General features: G+C 40.6%; 20 protein-coding genes. 16 read left to right on the top strand and 4 right to left on the bottom strand.

Going from position 1 to position 20,377, the window contains the following annotated elements; genetic code table 11:
- Positions 1–3: 3 nt before the first annotated feature.
- The 15 genes from pcnB to F890_RS13935 all read left to right on the top strand — a co-directional run bounded on the left by pcnB (position 4) and on the right by F890_RS13935 (position 16,249).
- Positions 4–1,476, top strand: coding sequence for a polynucleotide adenylyltransferase PcnB (pcnB, locus tag F890_RS14005; protein WP_004647477.1), 1,473 nt, complete (start codon positions 4–6; stop codon positions 1,474–1,476).
- Positions 1,473–1,958, top strand: coding sequence for a 2-amino-4-hydroxy-6-hydroxymethyldihydropteridine diphosphokinase (folK, locus tag F890_RS14000; RefSeq protein WP_005103266.1), 486 nt, complete (start codon positions 1,473–1,475; stop codon positions 1,956–1,958). The genes pcnB and folK overlap by 4 nt, the downstream gene beginning before the upstream one ends.
- Before the next feature lie 53 nt (positions 1,959–2,011).
- On the top strand, positions 2,012–2,821 hold the full coding sequence (gene panB, locus F890_RS13995) for a 3-methyl-2-oxobutanoate hydroxymethyltransferase (RefSeq protein WP_004278337.1): 810 nt from the start codon (positions 2,012–2,014) through the stop codon (positions 2,819–2,821).
- Position 2,822: 1 nt separating this feature from the next.
- Positions 2,823–3,671, top strand: a complete 849-nt coding sequence (gene panC / locus F890_RS13990) for a pantoate--beta-alanine ligase (RefSeq protein WP_004647479.1) — start codon at positions 2,823–2,825, stop codon at positions 3,669–3,671.
- A gap of 18 nt (positions 3,672–3,689) precedes the next feature.
- On the top strand, positions 3,690–4,541 hold the full coding sequence (rapZ, locus tag F890_RS13985) for an RNase adapter RapZ (RefSeq protein ID WP_004278335.1): 852 nt from the start codon (positions 3,690–3,692) through the stop codon (positions 4,539–4,541).
- Positions 4,538–4,807 (top strand): HPr family phosphocarrier protein, encoded by a 270-nt coding sequence (locus F890_RS13980; protein ID WP_016806787.1) that lies wholly within the window; start codon positions 4,538–4,540, stop codon positions 4,805–4,807. Before rapZ ends, F890_RS13980 begins: the two co-directional genes overlap by 4 nt.
- Before the next feature lie 2 nt (positions 4,808–4,809).
- On the top strand, positions 4,810–5,343 hold the full coding sequence (yjgA, locus tag F890_RS13975) for a ribosome biogenesis factor YjgA (protein WP_004278333.1): 534 nt from the start codon (positions 4,810–4,812) through the stop codon (positions 5,341–5,343).
- A gap of 713 nt (positions 5,344–6,056) precedes the next feature.
- Positions 6,057–7,325, top strand: a complete 1,269-nt coding sequence (locus F890_RS13970) for a sensor histidine kinase (RefSeq protein WP_004733022.1) — start codon at positions 6,057–6,059, stop codon at positions 7,323–7,325.
- Between the two features lie 173 nt (positions 7,326–7,498).
- The gene (locus F890_RS13965) at positions 7,499–8,803 is read left to right on the top strand and encodes an RNA-guided endonuclease InsQ/TnpB family protein (protein WP_004278331.1); all 1,305 of its coding nucleotides are present in this window, start codon (positions 7,499–7,501) and stop codon (positions 8,801–8,803) included.
- Between the two features lie 94 nt (positions 8,804–8,897).
- Positions 8,898–11,648 carry a bifunctional [glutamate--ammonia ligase]-adenylyl-L-tyrosine phosphorylase/[glutamate--ammonia-ligase] adenylyltransferase gene (gene glnE / locus F890_RS13960; RefSeq protein ID WP_005103272.1) on the top strand — a complete coding sequence of 917 codons (2,751 nt, stop codon included), beginning with the start codon at positions 8,898–8,900 and terminating at the stop codon, positions 11,646–11,648.
- Positions 11,649–11,672: 24 nt separating this feature from the next.
- A complete protein-coding gene (locus tag F890_RS13955; protein ID WP_004278329.1) occupies positions 11,673–12,599 on the top strand; it encodes a branched-chain amino acid transaminase in 927 nt (308 codons plus the stop codon).
- 128 nt (positions 12,600–12,727) lie between these two features.
- Positions 12,728–13,450 carry a glycosyl transferase gene (locus F890_RS13950; RefSeq protein ID WP_004278328.1) on the top strand — a complete coding sequence of 241 codons (723 nt, stop codon included), beginning with the start codon at positions 12,728–12,730 and terminating at the stop codon, positions 13,448–13,450.
- A 41-nt stretch (positions 13,451–13,491) separates the two neighbouring features.
- Complete coding sequence (locus F890_RS13945) at positions 13,492–14,463, top strand: Stealth CR1 domain-containing protein (protein WP_004278327.1); 972 nt, start codon at positions 13,492–13,494, stop codon at positions 14,461–14,463.
- Between the two features lie 9 nt (positions 14,464–14,472).
- Positions 14,473–15,234, top strand: coding sequence for a glycosyltransferase family 25 protein (locus F890_RS13940; RefSeq protein ID WP_004278326.1), 762 nt, complete (start codon positions 14,473–14,475; stop codon positions 15,232–15,234).
- A gap of 76 nt (positions 15,235–15,310) precedes the next feature.
- Positions 15,311–16,249 carry a glycosyltransferase family 32 protein gene (locus F890_RS13935; protein ID WP_004278324.1) on the top strand — a complete coding sequence of 313 codons (939 nt, stop codon included), beginning with the start codon at positions 15,311–15,313 and terminating at the stop codon, positions 16,247–16,249.
- Positions 16,250–16,279: 30 nt separating this feature from the next.
- On the opposite strand, the gene F890_RS13930 is transcribed toward F890_RS13935, so the two are convergent.
- Both F890_RS13930 and F890_RS13925 read right to left on the bottom strand, forming a co-directional pair.
- Entirely contained in the window at positions 16,280–17,182 is a 903-nt protein-coding gene (locus tag F890_RS13930) for a hypothetical protein (protein WP_004782138.1), read from the bottom strand.
- 92 nt (positions 17,183–17,274) lie between these two features.
- Entirely contained in the window at positions 17,275–18,174 is a 900-nt protein-coding gene (locus F890_RS13925; protein ID WP_004278322.1) for a glycosyltransferase, read from the bottom strand.
- A gap of 288 nt (positions 18,175–18,462) precedes the next feature.
- On the opposite strand from F890_RS13925, the gene F890_RS13920 reads away from it, so the two are divergent.
- Complete coding sequence (locus F890_RS13920; protein ID WP_004278321.1) at positions 18,463–19,185, top strand: putative nucleotide-diphospho-sugar transferase; 723 nt, start codon at positions 18,463–18,465, stop codon at positions 19,183–19,185.
- Between the two features lie 7 nt (positions 19,186–19,192).
- Here F890_RS13920 and F890_RS13915 read toward each other — a convergent pair whose 3' ends face one another.
- Positions 19,193–20,056, bottom strand: coding sequence for a lysophospholipid acyltransferase family protein (locus tag F890_RS13915; RefSeq protein ID WP_005261842.1), 864 nt, complete (start codon positions 20,054–20,056; stop codon positions 19,193–19,195).
- An 18-nt stretch (positions 20,057–20,074) separates the two neighbouring features.
- Positions 20,075–20,296 carry a hypothetical protein gene (locus F890_RS13910; protein WP_004278319.1) on the bottom strand — a complete coding sequence of 74 codons (222 nt, stop codon included), beginning with the start codon at positions 20,294–20,296 and terminating at the stop codon, positions 20,075–20,077.
- Positions 20,297–20,377: the final 81 nt, after the last annotated feature.

The following is a 20,377-nucleotide window of genomic DNA, read 5'->3' as shown; positions in this document are numbered from 1 at the left end:
CTTTTGCAAACTTTGCGCGCGTCAAAATGTGGTTTATCAACCGCTCAATTACCTTCTTATATTCTCGATGTGATTGATGCCTTAAACAAGGCAGGCTATGAAGCTTATATCGTGGGTGGTGGTGTTCGAGATCTGATGTTAGGTTTGAATCCTAAAGATTTCGATGCAGTTACCAATGCAACCCCGGCTCAGGTCAAGGAAGTTTTCGGACGACGTTGTCGGATTATCGGACGACGTTTCGAACTGGCGCATGTCTATTCAGGGCGGGAACTGGTTGAAGTGGCAACCTTTCGTGCACCACCAAAAAAAGCAGTGACCTCGGCCGCGGGAATGATTCTGCGTGATAACAACTGGGGCAGCATCGAGCAGGATTTTGCCCGTCGTGATTTCTCCATCAATGCAATGTACTACCAGCCGCGTAAAGGTATTGTGCTGGATTTCTGCAATGCAGTGGATGATATTCACAGCAAAACCTTACGCTTACTCGGCGATCCGACTTTAAGATTTGAAGAAGATCCAGTGCGGATGCTGCGAACCCTACGTTTTGCCGCCAAGCTGAACTTTAATATTGATGAAGCGATTCTGGATGTCTTTACGCCGGAAATGACCCAGTTGCTGCGTGATGTTTCTCCACATCGACTTTATGATGAATCACAGAAACTGTTTACCATGGGACACCTGAATCGTGTCTTGCCAATGCTGATCGATTTTGGGATCTGGCAGCAGTTATTTGCAGATATCAAGCCTGAAATTACGCCATTTATGGAACGCGCTGCGAAAAATACCGATCAGCGTATTTCTATCGGCAAGACCATCAACCCGGCCTTTTTCTATGCGGTATTGTTGTGGCAGCCATTCCTCGAGCGTTGTGAATTCTATCTAAATAAAGGCGTGGTAGCCGCCGAAGCTCGTGCCCAAGCTGGTCTGGACGTGTTAAAACGTCAGGCGACTCGTACCATTATTCCACGTTTTGCGGAAACCTTTATTCGTGAAGTCTGGGAAATGCAGACTCGTTTGTTGAATCCAAAACCACAGCAAATCGAGGCCTTGTCCAGCCATGCGCGTTTCCGTGCCGGCTTTGACTTTTTGCTGCTGCGTGAAAAATCAGGCGATGCAACTGCACAAGGCATGGGCAGCTGGTGGGATGCTTACCAGCAAATGAGCGGTGACGAGAAAGAACGGGCCATTAGCCAGTATAACCGTCAGCGTGCCAAGAGCCGTCGCAAGGCGAGTCAAGAAGAACATCTGGAACAGAAATTGACCCAGCAGCAAGATCTCACCGAGATTGAACCGTTGGTAAATGAACCTGAACCACGCAATCGTCGAGTGCGCAAAGCCAAGTTTGAAGACAAGGTGAAACCTCTGTCGCATGTAGCAGCCAGTGCCAGTGGTGAAATTGGCCTAGATCATCCGATTATGAAACGTAAGCGGGTGAAACGTGATCTGAGTCAGGTGGTATTTGGGCCAACACAATGATCGTGACGTATATTGGCCTGGGCAGTAACCTGGGTGATTCACGCCAGATTCTGGCAGAAGCTGTACAGAAACTGGCGACCTTGGGGCAGGTGAAAACTTCGAATCTGTATCAAAGTCCACCGATGGGACCACAGGATCAGCCGAACTATCTGAATGCAGTGGTGCAGTTAAATACCGATCTGGCCGCTTTAAGCTTGCTGGATCGTTTGCAAGCCTTTGAGCAGGACGCAGGTCGGGTACGTTTACGTCATTGGGGCGAACGTACACTGGATCTGGACTTACTAATCTACGGCAATGAGCACATTCAAAATGATCGTCTTACCGTGCCGCATGTCGGGGTGTTAGAGCGTGATTTTGTCCTGATTCCACTTCTGGATATTGATCCTGAAATACAGGTTCATGGACACAGATTAAAAGACCTGGACATCGTCAAACAGTCGACCCTTGCGGTACTCGATGACAGCAACTGGGCAAATATTTAATTTTTAAGTGATGGTAATTTCGACAGAACTTTCAAGCATAGAGGAACATTTTCATGGTCAGTCTGAGTGATTTAAGACGCTTTAAAGCAGATGGACGCAAATTTTCATGTCTGACTTGCTATGATGCCAGTATGGCCAAAGCCATGGAAATTGCCGAAGTGGACAGCATTTTAATTGGCGATTCTCTGGGAATGTCAATTCAGGGTCGTGATTCGACTTTGCCGGTTACGGTTGCAGATATGGCTTATCATACGGCTGCGGTACGCCGTGGTAACCAGCATGCCTTTATCATGACTGACTTGCCATTTATGAGCTATGCCACCTTGAATGATGCCTTGCAAAGCTCGAAAACCGTGATGCAGGCCGGCGCGCAAATGGTCAAGATGGAAGGCGGCGCATGGTTGGCAGAAACCGTGCAAGTGCTGACACGTAACGGCATTCCGGTGTGTGTGCATTTGGGTCTTACTCCGCAGTCGGTACATGTGTTTGGCGGTTATAAGCTGCAAGCTCGTACTCGTGAAGCGGCCGATCAGCTCATTGCGGACTGTAAAGCAGTAGTAGAGGCGGGTGCTGCACTATTGTTACTCGAATGCGTACCGGCACAGCTTGGCCAGGAAATCACCGAACTGTTTCCGCAGATTCCGGTGATTGGCATTGGCGCGGGTGCAGCCACTGACGGACAAGTATTGGTGGTTCAGGATATGTTGGGCCTGACCTTTGGCCACACTGCAAAATTTGTACGTAATTTTATGCAAGAACAATCGGGTGCGACCGCCATTCTAGATGCTTTTAAAGCCTACCATGCTGCAGTTTTAGATGGATCTTTCCCGGCACCAGAACAAACTTTTCAGGTTGAATTGTAAGATGAAAACAGAAACCACTATTCAGGGCTTAGCGGCATCCTTAAATCCGGCGCGTACCAGTCGCAAGATTATCGGTTTTGTACCGACCATGGGCAATCTGCATCAGGGGCATTTAAACCTGGTGCGTGAAGCGCGTAAGTTGTGTGATGTAGTGGTGGTCAGTATCTTTGTCAATCCGATCCAGTTTGGACCCAATGAAGATTTTGATAGCTATCCGCGCACGCTTGAGCAGGACCAGCAGCTTTTGGCAGAGGTCGGTTGTGACATCGTTTTTGCGCCGACGGTTGAGCAAATGTATGGTAAAAAACCGCGTCTGACCAATATCAGTGTTTCTGACATTACCAATGATTTATGCGGTTTACAGCGTCCCGGTCATTTTGATGGTGTGGCGGTGGTGGTGACTAAATTGTTTAACATCGTACAGCCGAATTACGCCTTCTTTGGCCAGAAAGATTATCAGCAATTGGCGGTCATTCGTCAGTTTGTACAAGATCTGAATATTCCACTGGAAGTAATTGGTGTGCCGATTGCCCGTGCAGAAGATGGCCTGGCTTTAAGTTCGCGCAATGGTTATTTAAGCGAAGAGCATCGTGCAATCGCACCGGTCATTTATCAAAGCTTGCAAAAGGCTGAACAGCAATTACAGGCAGGCGTGGAACTGGATACGGTATTGGCGGAGCTTCGCCAGACTTTAACCGATGCTGGATTTGTAGTGGATTATATTGAAGCCAGAACTCCAGAATTACAAAAAATTCATACGTTTAATCAAGATCTTGTGTTATTTATAGCTGCAAAGTTGGGGAATACACGTCTGATCGATAACCTGCAGGTTAAATACACTGCCGGCTAAGATGAAAGGGTAGCATGCATGAAGCGCATTTTAATCGTCACGGGACAATCTGGTTCGGGGAAATCATCTGCATTACAGGTGCTTGAAGATCTGGGTTATTACTGTATTGATAATCTGCCTTTGGCATTGCTTCCCGAAATCGTGGCCAAACTGGACAGTGAAAATAATCTGGAACAGTTGGCGCTGGGCGTCGATGTGCGCAGTACCCGGGCAGATTTACAAGAATTTGATCATGTATTTGAGCAGCTGCAACAGCATGGTTCGGTCGATATTATCTATCTGACCACGCAGGATCAGGAGCTGATTGCCCGCTTTAGTGCTTCGCGTCGGCCGCATCCTCTGGCGTCACGCTTTAAAAGTCTGAATCAATGCATTCAGGAAGAAAAAATCCTGTTGATGCCGATTCAGTTGCGTTCTACAGTTCATATCGATACTACCGATAAAAGCGTACATGACCTGAAACATACCTTATTGTCCAAGCTGGGACAGGCCGATAACCTGATCCTGATTCTGCAATCCTTTGGTTATAAGCATGGCATTCCACTGGATGCCGATTATGTCTTTGATGTCCGGCATTTGCCAAATCCGCATTGGGAACTGGAACTGCGCAAATTTTCAGGGCTAGATCAGCCGGTGCAGGCGTTTTTACAAAAGAGCGATCAGGTCGAGGACATGTTCAATGATCTGTATCATTTTCTGGACAAGTGGTTGCCGACCTTTGCCGAAGGGCATCGTCATTATATGACCGTGTCGATAGGTTGTACCGGTGGTCAGCATCGTTCTGTTTATATTGTGGATAGACTAAAAAAAGCCCTTGAGGCAAAATGGTCTATTCAAGTCCTCCATCGAGAAATGAAGCACTGGTCATGATTGATACGACAGTTGACGTAATTAATAAATTGGGTTTACATGCACGCGCATCTGGTAAACTGATAGAAGTTACCACCAAATTTCGTTCCAGTATTCGGATTGGCAAGGCTGACAAATTGGTAGATGCCAAAAATATCATGTCATTGCTCATGCTTGGTGCAGGCAAAGGAACAACTTTACGCTTAGTGATTGAAGGAGCAGACGAGGACAAAGCCTTATCTGAAATTCAGGCACTATTTGCAGCAAAATTTTATGAGGCAGATTAATCGTGGCACGTCGACCGAACAGTTTAACTGAAGAAGATTTTGATTCTTTAGAGGGACGCGCAAGTAAGACCGAACAGAAAAAAGCAGTCCAGCGTATGGCTGCTTTAGGTGCGCAGCTTGCAGAGCTGAGCGCTAAACAAATTAAAAACCTACCCGTAGATGAGCGTTTGATTGACGCCTTACTTGATGTGCAGGCAATTAGTTCGCATGAAGCACGTCGCCGTCAATTTTCACGGATTGGTAAATTATTACGCAATGAAAATGAAACGGTAATTTTGTCTTATTTAACACCTAAACAAGGTCTTAAAAAGACAGCTCAATTACAGCGTTGGGTGGATCGAATTGTCAAAGATGGTGATCCAGCCATCAATGAATTTACCAAAACCTATAATGCGACAGAGCGTCATACCTTACGTCAACATTATCTTCGGGTACACCGTGATTTAAAGAATCAAGCACCTGAAGAAGAAGTGAATGCTTCTAAATTAAAGCTGTTTAACTATGTACAGCAAGTGGCGTTGATTTCTGACAATTAAGCAGCCATGTAAAAAGGCGGTCTTTTTTAGGCCGCTTTTTTATAGCTGTTTTGAACTGATTGGTTTGACTTGGACATGCATAGTCTATAAGTGGTCTATCTTAATATTACTATTCCAGCTTCTAAAACTGCATTGATGATAAAAAATACAAAATTTCTGCAATTAATTTGTTAATGAATGTAAAATCTTTACAATTCTCAGTGGCTTTTTTGGCCTGTTTTTAGTCAATATCCTGATATTTAAATATTTCGTAGACTGGAATTGTTAAGATAGTTTTAAAAATTAAAAAATAATTCTGAGTGTTATTAGATAGATGAGACCTGATATAAAATTTCTTTTTAATCATAAGGTCAAGTTATATAATTGAAAAATCATTAGCTTTTACTCCAAATAGAGTAAAAAGCTATAGTGGGTATTTTTTAGTCAATAGTGTGTTACAGTAAATACAAATAAACATGCTTATTTTAGGTGAGATATATTAATTTCAAATACTTATGTAGGTTTTTTTCGAATAGTAAATTTTCAAGTTATTCTTAATCAATTAAATATCAGTGCTTTGCGGTTAAGAATGTATCTGGATAGAAACAGGTTAACAAATCCTTTAACCTATAGGTGAGTTTTCATCGTTGAGTAAATATAGAATCTTTGTTATTGATTGTATGAATTTGGTCGGCAGTGTTTTCTATATTCCATAAACATTCAGAGAGGCAGACATGGAACTAAAACTGCTAGAGGTCGGTCAGAATACGGAGCAATTAAGCTCGTGCCGTATATCTCTCATTTTAGGTGTCTATACCTCCAACAACCTATTAGACACCTTTTGTAAGATCGCCCGTAAAGTTTTAAACGTTAAAACCAGTATTATCGGCTTCCACACGGAACCCTATATCTGGTACAGCTGTCCGCGCGGTTTTCGGGCCTTGCACGCCCCACAGGAAGTGAATCTGCCTGCGTATCTGCAACAGTCAGATGTCATTGACCAGACGCATCCTGCTTATACAGAATTGTCAAATTATGTGAAAGATCTCGGTGTAGCGCATCAGAGATTAGTCGCCTTTAATTTAAAATCAAGTAGCGGTGTGTCTTTTGGACAGGTCATTTTCTTTGATGATCAGACTGAACTGTTCGATCAGGACGATATTGCCACCATCAAACAATTTGCTGAAAGTTTAGTGATTCGAATTCAGCTCAATCAAGAACATACTGAGTTGAAAGAATTATACGAGCAGCAATGCGCACAAAATTTCAGTAAAACTAAATTTTTCCAGATTATTGCGCATGATCTGCGTGCACCGTTTCACGGCTTGCTCGGCTTTTCCGAAGTACTGGCACAGGAACGTGACACACTGGATGAATCCAGTATTCAGAGTATTGCGGATTATTTATATGATAATGCACAATCGACCTATAACCTGCTGGAAAGCCTGCTGACTTGGGCGATGGCAGAGGGTGGGCGCTTTGTTTATCATCCGATCAATTATGAATTGAAACAGTCCAGCAAGATTGTATGTGGTGTTCTGAAAAGTTTGGCCTTAAATAAAAAGATCGAACTGGTCGATAATATTCCTGAAGACATCAAGGTACATGCGGATATCAACATGATTACCTCTGTCTTGCAAAACCTGGTGTCGAATGCGCTTAAATTTACCCCGGTGAATCAAGGCGGTAAAGTGATTTTAGCTGTAGAGATGGAAGGCGAGCAGGTCAAGATTACGATTCAGGATACTGGCCTGGGCATGACCGAAGAACAGATGCAGAATCTGTTTAAACCGACTTTGGGTGTGAGTGTCAGAGGCACAGCTGAAGAGAAAGGGGTAGGTTTGGGTCTGGTACTCTGCAAGCGCTTTATTGACCTGAACCATGGTCAAATTGCTGTAGATTCCAAAGAGGGCCGTGGTACGACCTTTACTGTGCATTTGCCGATGGTTACCAATGATCATCAGGCGCTAGTGCTTGAAGATGTACATGCCGAGCAATCTTAAAAGGTAAATTTCAAACTAAAACATTCCCACTGAGACAAAACTCCTGCTATCTTTAGTGTGAAAGAGGACTCCACCCAACATTAGGGTGGAGGTGAATTTCACGACTTTTTTTTAGTGCAATATGATAGAATAATTTGCATTAAGTTTCTGTATCTAAATAGATTTAAGGCGAAATGAAGATCAACAAAGCGTACAAATTTAGGCTTGAGCCTAATGCGGAACAGGAGCTTGTTTTAAACAAGTTGCTTGGCTCTGCACGTTTTGTTTGGAATCAAATTTTAGCTGTTTCGTTCGAGATGCTTGCTAATAATGAGCGAATCAACAAAGTTAATTTAGTCAATAAAATTCCTGAATTACGCAAAAAACCTGAATGTGCTTTTCTAGAAAACAGCTCAAATGGCGTTTCACTCCAACAAAAAGTTCGTGATCTTGGTGATGCTTGGGGGAAGTTTTTTAACAAAAAGGAACAAGCTAAGTTAAAGCAAAAACCATTTAGAGCTAAGAAGCCACGATTTTTTAAATTATCCGATGGTGGTGAAGTTCAACTTAGACCACTTATGCCACGATTCAAAAAGAAATCTGATGGTTATGATTCCATTCGTATTGTTCAATTTGGCAGATATTGTTGGGTTAAAGGCAACCAAGTTAAGTTACCTAATGACATTGGCGTTGTGAAATTCAGAAAATCACAAAATATTGTGGGTGAGATTAAGAACGTCACAATCTCAAAGCATGTCGGGAAATGGTATGTGTCATTTGGTGCTGAAAACACAGTAGAAGCACCAGTCCACCCATCAAAATCAGCCGTTGGCATTGATTTAGGTGTTAAAAAGTTAATTACAACGTCTAGTGGTCAAGTATTCGACCCGATCAATAGTTTCAAGGCCAATCAAGTAAAGTTGGCTAGGCTTCAGCGCAAGCTGAGAAAGAAAAACAAGTTCAGTCAAAATTGGAAAAAGCTGAATCTCAAGATCAATACATTACACCATCATATTGCCAATATTCGGCATGACTACTTGCACAAAGTCACCACAACGCTCAGCAAAAACCACGCAATGATCGTAGTTGAGGACTTAAAAGTAGCCAATATGTCGAAGTCAGCGAAAGGCTCAATCGAGAAAAAAGGAAAGAATGTTAAAGCCAAGTCCGGCTTAAATAAATCAATCCTGGATCAAGGTTGGTCAATGCTTGTTAATATGTTGGTGTACAAACAGCAATGGCGAGGTGGTTTACTCGTTAAAGTTGACCCTAAATATACAAGTCAGACTTGTAGTTCATGTGGTCACGTTGCAAAAGAAAATAGGCTTACTCAAGCAAACTTTAGTTGTGTCGAGTGTAGCTTTGGCGAGAATGCAGATATTAATGCTTCTCGCAATATTTTGGCGGTAGGACATACCGTTTTGTCTGTGGAGGGTGGATGCGGTAAAGGTCGCCTTGCGAAGCAGAAAGCAAGTGAAATCCGTGAGGAAGTCACCTAAGAGCTTTTACTTTTAGAATCCCCCACTTGAACATCGTGAAAGTGGTGGGAGTATGTCAAAACTAAGCAGAATGTTTCAGGGGAAGAGTTGAGTGATGAATGCGGCACAATTGCAGAAAACCTTAAGAGCTAGCCAATATACCGAACAGGTATTGGCCAATCACCAGAGTTTACTGGAACAGGATTATGCAATTGATCAGTTTCAAGGCTCACTCAGTCGGGAATATATTGATCAGCTGGTGCAGCACTGCATCCTAAATATAAGCGATGAAGCAACGTGGATGCGCGCAATGCGTATTTTGCGGGCTCGATTGATGTTTCGTTGGATCTGGCAGGATGCCAATCAACTCACCGATGTCATTACCCTCACCCAAGAACTCTCCGATTTTGCCGATGCGTGCATCTGTGCGGCGAAAGATTTTGCCCGTATTCCGGTCGTTGCCAAGTATGGCCAGCCAATCGGCTATAACGGAAAAGTCCAAGATCTGATTGTCATTGCCATGGGGAAACTCGGCGCCCAAGAACTCAATCTTTCCAGTGATATCGACCTGATTTTTGCCTTCGATGAGCAGGGTGAAACTGATGGGCGTAAATGTATTGATGTGCAGCAGTTTTGCATCCTGTGGGGACAAAAACTCATTCATTTGCTGGATCAGATCACGGCGGATGGCTTTGTATTCCGCGTCGACATGCGCCTGCGTCCCTGGGGCGATGGTTCAGCACTAGCCATTAGTCATGCAGCCTTGGAAAAATATCTGAGCCAGCATGGGCGTGAATGGGAGCGTTATGCCTGGATTAAAGCGCGTATTGTCAATCCAAGTCCAGAAGGCGACGAGCTGCTGGAGATGACCCGTCCATTTGTATTTCGCAAGTACGTCGATTACAGCGCTTTTGAAGCCATGCGCGAAATGAAAGCCATGATCGAGCGCGAAGTACAGCGCCGTAATATTGAAGATGATATCAAGCTCGGAGCCGGTGGCATTCGCGAAGTCGAATTTATCGTGCAGGTGTTTCAGCTGATTTATGGCGGGGCCAAACTTGAATTGCAGGATCGGCAGTGTCTGGTGAATCTAAATCATCTGGATGATGCCGAGTTGCTGGATGAACAGGCGGTGCAGGATCTGGAAAATGCCTATTTATTCCTGCGCCGGGTTGAGCACGCGATTCAGGCACTGAATGATCAGCAAACGCAATCACTACCGACAGAGCCAGAGTTAAGGGCGCGTATAACGGACACACTTGGTTTTGCGGATTGGGACAGCTTTATGGCATATCTCAATGAAAAGCGTGACAAAGTGATGTATCAGTTTGATCATCTAATCAAGGAAAATGGCCCTGACACCTTGGTTGAAAGTTTTTCCCAGTTGGAAAAGAAACTCAAAGAAGTGTTGGATGATAATGCAAAGAATCTTGTCTATGAGTTTTGGAATGGGCATGCCTTAAAAAAATTACCGGCAAAGGCGGTACAACGTTTAAAAACCTTCTGGCCGCATTTAATTGAAGCCGTTTTACAGTCAGATGATCCTCAGGTGGCATTGGTGCGCTTGATGCCCTTAGTCGAATCAGTGATGCGCCGTACGGTATATCTGGTGATGTTAATCGAGAGTAAAGGGGCGTTGCAGCGACTGGTGAAGATGGCCACGGTCAGCCCCTGGATTTGTGAAGAACTGACCCATTATCCGGTGCTACTGGATGAATTCCTGTCGATGGATTTTGAATTGCCAAAACGTCAGGATCTGGAAGACTCTTTACGTCAGCAACTTTTACGGATTGAAATTGATCAGGTCGAAGACCAGATGCGGGTCTTGCGCCTGTTTAAAAAATCTAATGTTCTGGCCGTTGCCGCCAGTGATGTGCTGGCTGAAAGTCCTTTAATGAAAGTTTCCGATGCCTTGACCGATATTGCTGAAGTATCGGTGAATGCAGCGCTGCATCTGGCCTATCAGATTGTGGCAAAAAAGCATGGTTTTCCACTGGATGCAGAAGGGCAGCGCTGTTCAGTCGAGCATACGGCTTTTGCAGTCATTGGTTATGGTAAAGTCGGTGGAATTGAATTGGGTTATGGCTCGGATCTGGATCTGGTGTTTATTCACTATATGGGTGAACAGGCCGATACCGATGGACTTAAGCCGATCAGTGGCTTTGAATTTGCCATGCGGGTTGCACAAAAGTTTATGTCCCTCATGACCACGCAAACCTTGGATGGACGTGTATATGAAGTCGATACCCGATTGCGTCCATCGGGCGAAGCTGGGCTTTTGGTCACCAGTTTAAAAGCCTTTGAACAGTATCAGTTCAAGAGTGCCTGGCTATGGGAGCATCAGGCCTTGGTACGAGCCCGCCCGATTGCGGGTGAAATGAGCTTACGGAAAAAGTTTGAAGTCTTGCGCCGGGATATTTTGATTCAGCCCCGTGATGAAAATTATGTACGGGCAGAAGTACTGAAAATGCGTCAGAAAATGAAGGAGCATCTCGGTTCTTCCGCCGATCAAAAAAAAGATGGTATTTTTCATTTAAAACAAGATGCAGGTGGTATCGTAGACATCGAATTTATGGCACAGTATGCGGTGTTGGCTTGGAGTGGGACGAATAAAGATCTCGCCCATTTCTCCGACAATGTACGAATTCTTGAGGATGCCGCAAAATCAGGTTGCTTATCCAGCGACGATGCGACTGCTCTGATTCAAGCTTATCTCCGTGAACGCGCCGAGAGCCATCGCTTAGCCCTTGCAAATCAATCCATGCAAGTGTCTGCAAGCGACTGGCACGATACCCGAATGACCGTTTGCAAGTTATGGCAAAGACTGATTGATCCAAGTGCAGACTTTGCACTGGATAGTGAATAATTGTGAGAAATTGGAGTTTGTGGCATGAATTTGGCTGATCGTGATGGTTTCATTTGGCAAGATGGACAACTAGTTGACTGGCGTGAGGCAAAAACTCACGTATTAACACATACTTTGCATTACAGCATGGGTGTGTTTGAAGGCGTCCGAGCTTATGAAACCCCGAATGGAACGGCTATTTTCCGTCTTAAAGAACATACGAAGCGCTTGTTGAATTCTGCAAAAATTTATCAAATGAAAGTTCCATTTGATCAAGCAGCATTAGAACAGGCTCAAATTGATGTTGTTCGTGAAAACAAATTAGCGTCTTGCTATTTACGTCCAATTATTTTTATTGGTTCTGAAAAACTCGGTATCGCTGCAACTGACAATACCATTCATGCCGTAGTTGCGGCATGGAGCTGGGGTGCTTACCTCGGTGAAGAGGCGATGGCGAAGGGAATTCGCGTAAAAACGTCTTCATTTACCCACCATCATCCGAACGTGACCATGTGTAAGGCTAAAGCATCAGGTAACTACACCTTGTCGATTCTTGCGCATCAGGAAGTGGCGCATTCAGGTTATGATGAAGCAATGCTGCTCGACCCACAAGGCTATGTATGCCAAGGTTCAGGCGAAAACGTATTCCTGGTGCGTGATGGCGTGATTCATACGCCTGATATCGCAGGTGGTGCGCTGGATGGTATTACCCGTCAAACGATTATTACGATTGCTAAAGACTTGGGTTATGACGTAATTGAACGCCGTATTACCCGTGATGAGTTCTACATCGCAGATGAAGCATTCTTTACCGGCACTGCTGCAGAAGTAACACCAATCCGTGAATACGATGATCGTCAGATTGGTGAGGGTGTACGTGGTCCAATCACCACTCAAATCCAGAAAGCATATTTTGATGCAGTTCAGGGCAAAGACCCGAAATATGCACACTGGTTAACGTATGTGAAGTAATTAAGAATTTACTGATTGAAAAAACCTCTCATTTGAGAGGTTTTTTTTAACTGATGTACTTATTCTGCCGAACTTATGTCATCATATTCACCATCAAGAAGATTTTAAGATGAGCTTAGGCATACGCAATGAGTAACATCGTTATTTGTATGAAATGGGGAACCAAATACGGTTCGGAATACGTCAATCGTTTATACAATATGGTTAAACGACATACGACAGTCGACTTTAAAATGGTCTGTCTGACGGATCGTACTGAAGGCATTGATCCTGCAGTACAATGTTTCCCTATTCCACCTCTGGCATTGCCTGAAGGTGCGCCTGAGCGTGGCTGGAACAAGCTGTCCACTTTTGAGCCTGATCTGTATGGTTTGGAAGGCAATGCACTCTTCCTCGATCTTGACGTGGTGATTGTCGATAATATCGATGAGTTCTTTACCTATCCGGGTGACTTCCTGATTATTCATGACTGGAAACGTCCTTGGCGTATTACCGGTAACAGTTCGGTTTATCGGTTTAAACTGGGTGCTTTCCCAGGTCTGTTACCTTATTTCCGTGAACATTTTGATGAAATTCGTCAAAAATTCCGTAATGAGCAAGCCTATTTGTCTTGGTATGTAGACCGTGAAGGTAAACAGACGTATTGGCCAGAAAGCTGGTGCAAGAGCTATAAATATCACTGCCTGCAAAAAATTCCGATGGCTTATTTTAAGCCGCCTGTGAAGCCTGAAGGTGCCAAAATCATTGTTTTTCATGGCGAGATTAATCCGCCAGATGCAGTGAATGGTGGTGGTGGTAAATGGTATCGTTATGTGTTGCCATCGCAGTGGATTAAGGACGCTTGGCAGTAAGTTATAGAGTTTATTCAAGCTAATTGTTGATTAGAAGTATTATGGAAAAAATAGATTTTGTTATTGCGTGGGTCGATGGCAATGATGTAAAGCATCGACTTAAAAGGCAACAGTTTCAATCTACTAATATCGTAAAAGGTTCAGCAGAAGAAACTCGATTTGCTAGTAATGATGAAATCTATTTTTCAATTGCTTCAATTCTTAAATATGTTCCCTATTTTGGAACAATTTATATTATTACGGATGAACAGCAGCCTGCACATATTCATGATTTTTTCGAACAGGGATTATGTGCTCCTGAGCAGATAAAAATAATTGATCATAGAACAATATTTGCTGGTCATGAGCAATACTTGCCTACATTTAATTCTTTAAGTATTGAAACTATGCTTTGGAATATTCCAGGGTTATCAAAGTATTTTATTTATTTGAATGATGATTTCTTCTTTAATGCCTCATCTGAATTAGATGATTTTTTAGTTGGTGACCAGATAAAAGTCTATGGACATTGGGAAAATAACTCCTTAATTAAAGCAAAATTTAATCTACGTAAAGGTCTTAATAAATATTTTGGTAAACCTTTACAGCCTAAATATACAATTGCTCAAATGCTTAGTGCTGAATTATGTGGATTTAATAAATATTATGAAATTCATCATCGTCCCCATATATTGGATCGTGATGTACTACAAAATTATTTTCAAAAATACCCTACAACATTAGCTCAACAGATTAGGCATCGTTTTAGAAGTGCTTTTCAGTTTTTACCCGTAGGACTTAATAATCATTTAAAAATTCAGGCTAATGAAGCAGTTCTATACGATGATATTAATATTGCTTATTTAAAAAATGAAGCATTGCTATCTTTATTTTTAGAAAACTTAAATAATACCACTATTAAATTTGGTTGTATTCAAAGTTTGGATCAATTTGATCCAAAAGAAGCAGAAAAGGTATCTTTTGCTTTAATTGCTAAATTTAAAAACTATTTACCTCTATCTATTCAGCATTAAGAGTTAATCATGAAAGTTGTAACTTATTTAATTAATTTAGACGGAAGTGATGAGCGTCTAGCTGCAGCAACTCAGCAGCTTAATAGTGTGAGCTGGAGGTTTGAACGTTTTGCTGCTTATGATGGTCGGGGTAAAGCACTCTCTGAATTCATAAATTATAATGACGATCAAACTAATAAGGTATTAGGTCGTAGTTTAATGAATTCCGAGTTAGGTTGTTATTTAAGTCATTATGGATGCGCTGAAAAATTTTTAGCCACTGATGCAGATTATTTAGTGGTTCTGGAAGATGACCTTAAAATTAATAGTGACTTTAAGATTAAAATTGACAGCATCATTGAATATTTGCACCAACATCAAGATTTAAACTGGTATCTTATTAATATTGCTGCAAAAAAGAAAAAACTAGCAAAAGATATTACGCAAATAGGGGATATAAGTCTATGGCATGCTTTTTATTTCCCAATTCGTGGCTTAGGGTTAATCTGGTCGCGGCAGGGAGCACAGTCTTTTGTTGAGGTAGGCAAAACTATAAATATGCCGGTTGATATCTTCTTCCAGTCTTGGTTAAGTCAAAATGGCAAAGGTTTAGGGATTTGGCCACCACTAGTGAAGCCAGCAGGGGTCGATAGTGATATTTTGGGAACGGTTGCTACTCAGGGGATTTCTCGTAAAGCACTTGAAAATAGAAGCAGCTCCTATGGCTTTAAAAAGCAGAAGCGTATGTGGCGTGATCGTTATCATGCACTAAAATATCTGCTAAATTCTTAAAATTCATCGAATATCTTAATAATTGAATATTTATCATTAAAGGAATAAATCAATGAGCATGTTGGAAATAATTTAGATGAAAATATTTAAAAAAACTTATTATATGCTTAAGTTTTATATCATGTATTTTTACAAGATTAGAGGCACGAATTTAAAAATTCATAATTACGCAAATATGATTACGCTTAATCCAAAGCCAGAAGAAGTTAAAATACCTAAGCTGATTTGGCTGTATTGGGAGGGGGATGTACCATTATTTGTGGAAAAATGCATAGAAAATATAAAGCTAATAAATGCAAATTATGAGGTTCATTTTTTAACACCAACAACTGTTGATCAATTTATACAGATAGATTTTGATTCTTTAAATATTCATCTACCTCAGCATAAAGCTGATTTAATCAGATTTAAATTACTTTATGTTTATGGAGGAATCTGGTTAGATGCAAGTATTATCGTTTATGAAAATTTAGATTGGATTCAAGAGTTGGTTTCTCAAAATCAGACCGAAAGTTTTGCCTATTATCGTAAAAAAAACACTACCAATATTGATTCTCCAGTCATCGAGAATTGGCTTTTAGCAACGGCTCCTAACAATAGGTTTTTTAAAGATTGGTTTGATGAGTTGGTGAACGCCATGCAGGTTGGCCCTAAAACATATATCAATGAAATTAAACGTACTGTGCCAAATTATGAGAGAATATTTCAAAAGATTAGTAATTTAGAGTACCTGATTTCCTATGTGGTGTGTCAGGTGATTATGCTGAAAGCATTGCCTAGTATTACTTTAATTGATTGTGATCAAAATGCCTTTTACTATCAGGTAAAAAATAAATGGGTCAAAGAAAAAACATTAATTGAAATGGCAATCAATCATCATTCAGGTGAATACCCTAAATTGATTAAATTTGCCGGTAAAGAGCGTAAACATATAGGCGAATTTTATGAAAAAGGAATGTATTTTCAAGATTCACTGCTAGATTTCCATGATGATCAGAGTAAAACCTTATCTTAACGCTCTATCAGGTTGGATGATCTGAACCACTTAGAGGATGGTGTCTTGTTCGAGCGTTAATTTATTAAATGATTTGATAAGACTATGGGGTGAAAGATTATAAACAGACACTTTTTGACTTTCAAAGAAATAGGCTGCTGTTTCAAATGCCGCTATGATTGATTGGGTGTGCTGGTTTAATAAGGTAGGTTGTTTTGCATCTAAAGTTTCATAAAATCGTGGTAGGTCGAAGTTATTCATATCCACACCTGCAATATAGATATGTTGGTAATTTAATCCTGACATAATCTGTAATGCGGTATAAGCCACGGTATAGTAGTCAAATACTGTGTCATACATGTGTGTAGAAAAGCCAAAACCATTGTAGAAGTAATTACTCTTAACTTTTTCATCAACATGAATAGTGTTTCCCATAAAAAGTTCATTTTTACAGTTACTCGTGATTTCAATAATTTTAAATTGGCAACGAATCTGTTCGATTTTTACTTTTCTTAGAATATAGTCTAAGCAACGTGCGGTGGTGAAAAAATTGCATGCTGTGTCTAAAACCCGCTCAACGAGATCAAAACGATTTTGTACAAAATCATGATCAATAATGACATAGTGTTGAAAAGTGACCTCATTCAAAGCGATTGCTCCATTGACGCCAATATAGTCCAGTTTCTCATATTTAAAAAATTTATCAGGAATCTTTTTAATCGATGGTCCTGTTGCGATCAGCATACATTTTGAATGTTTATTCTTTAAGTTAAGCGTATGGTCTGCAATTAAGGTATTCCTAAAAAAAACTTGATCAATTTGACCCGATGCATTACGAACCACACGGTAAAAAGGCCAATAGCGTCTGTTGTGTTTGTAAGTACTCGGTTTTAAAAGTTTATAGGTATATTTTGTCAAATTTCGAACGAAATGGTTGAAAATTAAACCACACATATTCTTGTCTCTTTCATAGCTTATTTCTATGAGTTATATCAAGTTTATTTGAGAATAATCTAATTGATAAGATGATTCAGTTGCTTAGAGGGTTAATGATCTAAATTAAATGAATCACGCTTGGTTTTAAACTTGCTCAGGAGCCTCTTAAACCAAGGCTGGGATGTTTCTGACCGAGTAATGTTATTGCCCGAGTATTTTTTTTGAGATGCTTTGTGAAATTTTCCGTAGGGTGTAATTGTATAGTCCTCAAGTTGGTATCCGGCAGAAAGGGCTTCGTGATAGTATTGGTCAAAAAGTGTTGTCAGGTCCGCTCGGGGGTGAGGAATAATTTCGCCATCAAACCAATGTGTTGAATTATTGTGTTGAAGACGAGGAATTGAATATTTGTGACTAAACTGGGTGCCCATATCGGAATAATGCAAAATTTTAATCTCGTTGATACTTAGATTTTCACCATCGATGCAATTAAAATGATCATTATAAGCTTGAACCAATGACGGTTCTTTTTGAATTTGTCTCATCAGACTTTGATGACTGGCAGGGTTACTTTTTAATTCCTCAATTCTAGGAAGAAAATGTTTGGCCTTTTCACAATCCCAGACACAAGTGCATAAACGGGCTGAGCTTCCCCCCCCCTTGGCTGCCACAATAGCATTGGCTTCAATAGGATGTTCCCAGAGTAGTGCAAGATCATCGAGTACAATGACATCTGTATCCATGTAAATGGCTTTACCTTGAAATTGACAATACTCTGGAATAGCCCACCGAAATCCGGAAAAAGGTGTCGCCCAGTTTTCTGTTCTCCATCCTTGATTCGATTTCGGATCAGAATACCAATAGCTAGAAGGATCACGCGAAAGTTGCATCCAAATAATTTCTACAGGCTGCTGGGTATGTTTTTTAATGCTGTAGTCTAAAACCATCATTTGTTCTAAATCACAGTTGTTTGGGTCACAGCCTATAAAAATTTTGATTGTTTTGAGACTCATTTTTATCAATTATTTTGTGATATGATAATGTATATTAAAACAAAGACTATATAAAAACAAAGACTACATAAGATTTACTATGTTTTTTTATTTATTCTATTATAATTAAAACTTAAATAAAATAATCGAATTTATTTCAATGACTTCTTTGGTTTTTAAATAAATTACAATAACTTATGTGTATTATATTGTTATATAATTACGAAAAAAATTTAAAATTATAGTTTTTTATCACACTTTTATCTATGATTTTAAACTTAAATTGGTAGAAAATTAAAAGGATTCTTAATGTTGACAGTTTTTGGTTTTCATACAGATGATAAACTATATACGAAGCATGCTCAAATTTTAGCTGAATCAGCAAAAAAATTTAATATTCATATTCTATTAAAGCAATTTTCAAAAGATGACTGGCAAACCATTATTGCATTTAAGCCTGTGTTTATTTCGCAAATGCGTCGTGAAACTCATGGCCCACTTTTATTTGTTGATGCTGATGCTATAATTCTTGAGGATATCCGGCCATACTTCAATGCAATTGAAGAAGATATTGCAGTACATTACATAGATAATAAGCGTTTAATTAGTAGTACTATTTTTATAAATGACACTAAAAATGCACATTCTCTGATGGATGAATGGGAGAAGCGTATGTTGCAAAATCCAACTATTTGGGATCAGATTATTTTACAAAACTTGGTTGATGAGTGGCATGATGCAGGCCTTATTACATTAAAAAAGCTACCACCAAACTATACATTTATTTTTGATACATCTCGTAATTTATATGGGGATAAGATTCAACCTAGTATTGAACAATTACAAGCAAGTAGAGATAAGCGTTGGATACAGAAATATGAGCAAAGAAATTCAATTTATCAATGGATAATGCGTTCTTCTCTACTGTCAAAAAGTACTAAAAAGATTGTTAAACGACATAATGAAGTTAATGCACGAACAACAAAGTTAGGAATTGATATTAAGTTAACTTTAAGTGATTTAATTGAATAATTAAAATTTATTGATAAATATTACTTTCATCAATTATTTTCCTAAACCTTTTATACCCCCACAAATACTGTTCCGGAGCGACATTAATCATGCGCTCCATTTCTTTATTTAAGGTATCAACCGACAATTGTAAATCTTTAGATAAAATATCATTTGATAATTTAGTCACGTAAATATCATAGCCGGAAAAATCTTCACGTCTTAAACAACTAAGCCCAACTACTGAACATTGTGTTTTGGCTGCCAGTTTGGAAAGTAAGGTAGAAGATAGCGCATTTTGATTGTAGAAAAGTGAGTAGATACCACCACTTTCTTTAGGTACATGATCCGGCAATATTGCAGAAAAACCACCCTGTTTTAAATGCTTAAATAAAGCACGTACACCAGAATCATCTGTAGGAACCAGTGTGGCATTCAGGCGTTGCCGAGCTTCAAGCATAAAACGGTCAATATCCTGATTCTTACTGGGCTTGTACATAATTACAGGGGAGGTGTGCTGATTTACCCAGACATTTAAAAGCTCCCACGTACCAAAATGAGGCACCACTGCCAAGCAGCCATGAGGATTTTGCAAAGCTTTCAGGAAAATATCTTCGCCCTGCACATCTTGAATCAAAGACAGCGCATAGTCTGGTGATGATCCCCAAATCTTGACTGATTCTGCATACGTCATGCACTGACTTTTCAGGCTGCTTTTGGTCAAATCAGCCCGTTCAGCTTCCGAAAGTTCAGGATAGGCAGAGGCCAGGTTAATCTCGGTCACTCGGCGTGCAGAAGAATGGCTGAAATACAAAAGAGATCCAGCCAGTTGTGCAAGATTTTGAATGAATCTTAATGGAAGTTTAGAGAAATTTTTAAGTAGGGTGTACATGGTATCCAGATGGTCAGATTATAGGTCTTTGTCCGGATTGCCCTTCAGCACCATATAAATCAAACCTACAAAAATCAGCAGGGCACCTAAAATACTGCTCAGGCAAAAATACACAATACGGTCATTGGTATCGAGGTTGAACAGGTTGTTGGCAAGGATATAGCGCATGAACAGCCATTGAACCACTGAAAATACAATAAGCATAATGCTGCGATTACGAACTGCAGGACGCATAGCCATTGCTAATTACCTTAGATTAAAAACTGTGGCTATTATGCCACTGTTCCAGATGCGACTCAATCACACAAAAAAGCCCCACAC

Source organism: Acinetobacter sp. CIP 64.7, assembly GCF_000369745.1.
Classification (GTDB): Bacteria; Pseudomonadota; Gammaproteobacteria; order Pseudomonadales; family Moraxellaceae; genus Acinetobacter; species Acinetobacter fasciculus.
Note: the sequence above shows the minus strand (reverse complement) of the source record. Positions and strands in the feature narration are given on the sequence as shown.

Excerpts from the sequence above, each read along its gene's own strand:
- F890_RS13965 (WP_004278331.1), top strand. The coding sequence starts at position 7,499 with ATGAAGATCAACAAAGCGTACAAATTTAGGCTTGAGCCTAATGCGGAA.
- F890_RS13930 (WP_004782138.1), bottom strand. The coding sequence starts at position 17,182 with ATGTGTGGTTTAATTTTCAACCATTTCGTTCGAAATTTGACAAAATAT.
- F890_RS13915 (WP_005261842.1), bottom strand. The coding sequence starts at position 20,056 with ATGTACACCCTACTTAAAAATTTCTCTAAACTTCCATTAAGATTCATT.
- glnE (WP_005103272.1), top strand. The coding sequence starts at position 8,898 with ATGAATGCGGCACAATTGCAGAAAACCTTAAGAGCTAGCCAATATACC.
- rapZ (WP_004278335.1), top strand. The coding sequence starts at position 3,690 with ATGAAGCGCATTTTAATCGTCACGGGACAATCTGGTTCGGGGAAATCA.
- F890_RS13980 (WP_016806787.1), top strand. The coding sequence starts at position 4,538 with ATGATTGATACGACAGTTGACGTAATTAATAAATTGGGTTTACATGCA.
- F890_RS13945 (WP_004278327.1), top strand. The coding sequence starts at position 13,492 with ATGGAAAAAATAGATTTTGTTATTGCGTGGGTCGATGGCAATGATGTA.
- F890_RS13970 (WP_004733022.1), top strand. The coding sequence starts at position 6,057 with ATGGAACTAAAACTGCTAGAGGTCGGTCAGAATACGGAGCAATTAAGC.
- F890_RS13955 (WP_004278329.1), top strand. The coding sequence starts at position 11,673 with ATGAATTTGGCTGATCGTGATGGTTTCATTTGGCAAGATGGACAACTA.
- F890_RS13920 (WP_004278321.1), top strand. The coding sequence starts at position 18,463 with ATGTTGACAGTTTTTGGTTTTCATACAGATGATAAACTATATACGAAG.
- F890_RS13910 (WP_004278319.1), bottom strand. The coding sequence starts at position 20,296 with ATGGCTATGCGTCCTGCAGTTCGTAATCGCAGCATTATGCTTATTGTA.
- F890_RS13935 (WP_004278324.1), top strand. The coding sequence starts at position 15,311 with ATGAAAATATTTAAAAAAACTTATTATATGCTTAAGTTTTATATCATG.
- F890_RS13925 (WP_004278322.1), bottom strand. The coding sequence starts at position 18,174 with ATGAGTCTCAAAACAATCAAAATTTTTATAGGCTGTGACCCAAACAAC.
- folK (WP_005103266.1), top strand. The coding sequence starts at position 1,473 with ATGATCGTGACGTATATTGGCCTGGGCAGTAACCTGGGTGATTCACGC.
- F890_RS13950 (WP_004278328.1), top strand. The coding sequence starts at position 12,728 with ATGAGTAACATCGTTATTTGTATGAAATGGGGAACCAAATACGGTTCG.
- panB (WP_004278337.1), top strand. The coding sequence starts at position 2,012 with ATGGTCAGTCTGAGTGATTTAAGACGCTTTAAAGCAGATGGACGCAAA.
- F890_RS13940 (WP_004278326.1), top strand. The coding sequence starts at position 14,473 with ATGAAAGTTGTAACTTATTTAATTAATTTAGACGGAAGTGATGAGCGT.
- panC (WP_004647479.1), top strand. The coding sequence starts at position 2,823 with ATGAAAACAGAAACCACTATTCAGGGCTTAGCGGCATCCTTAAATCCG.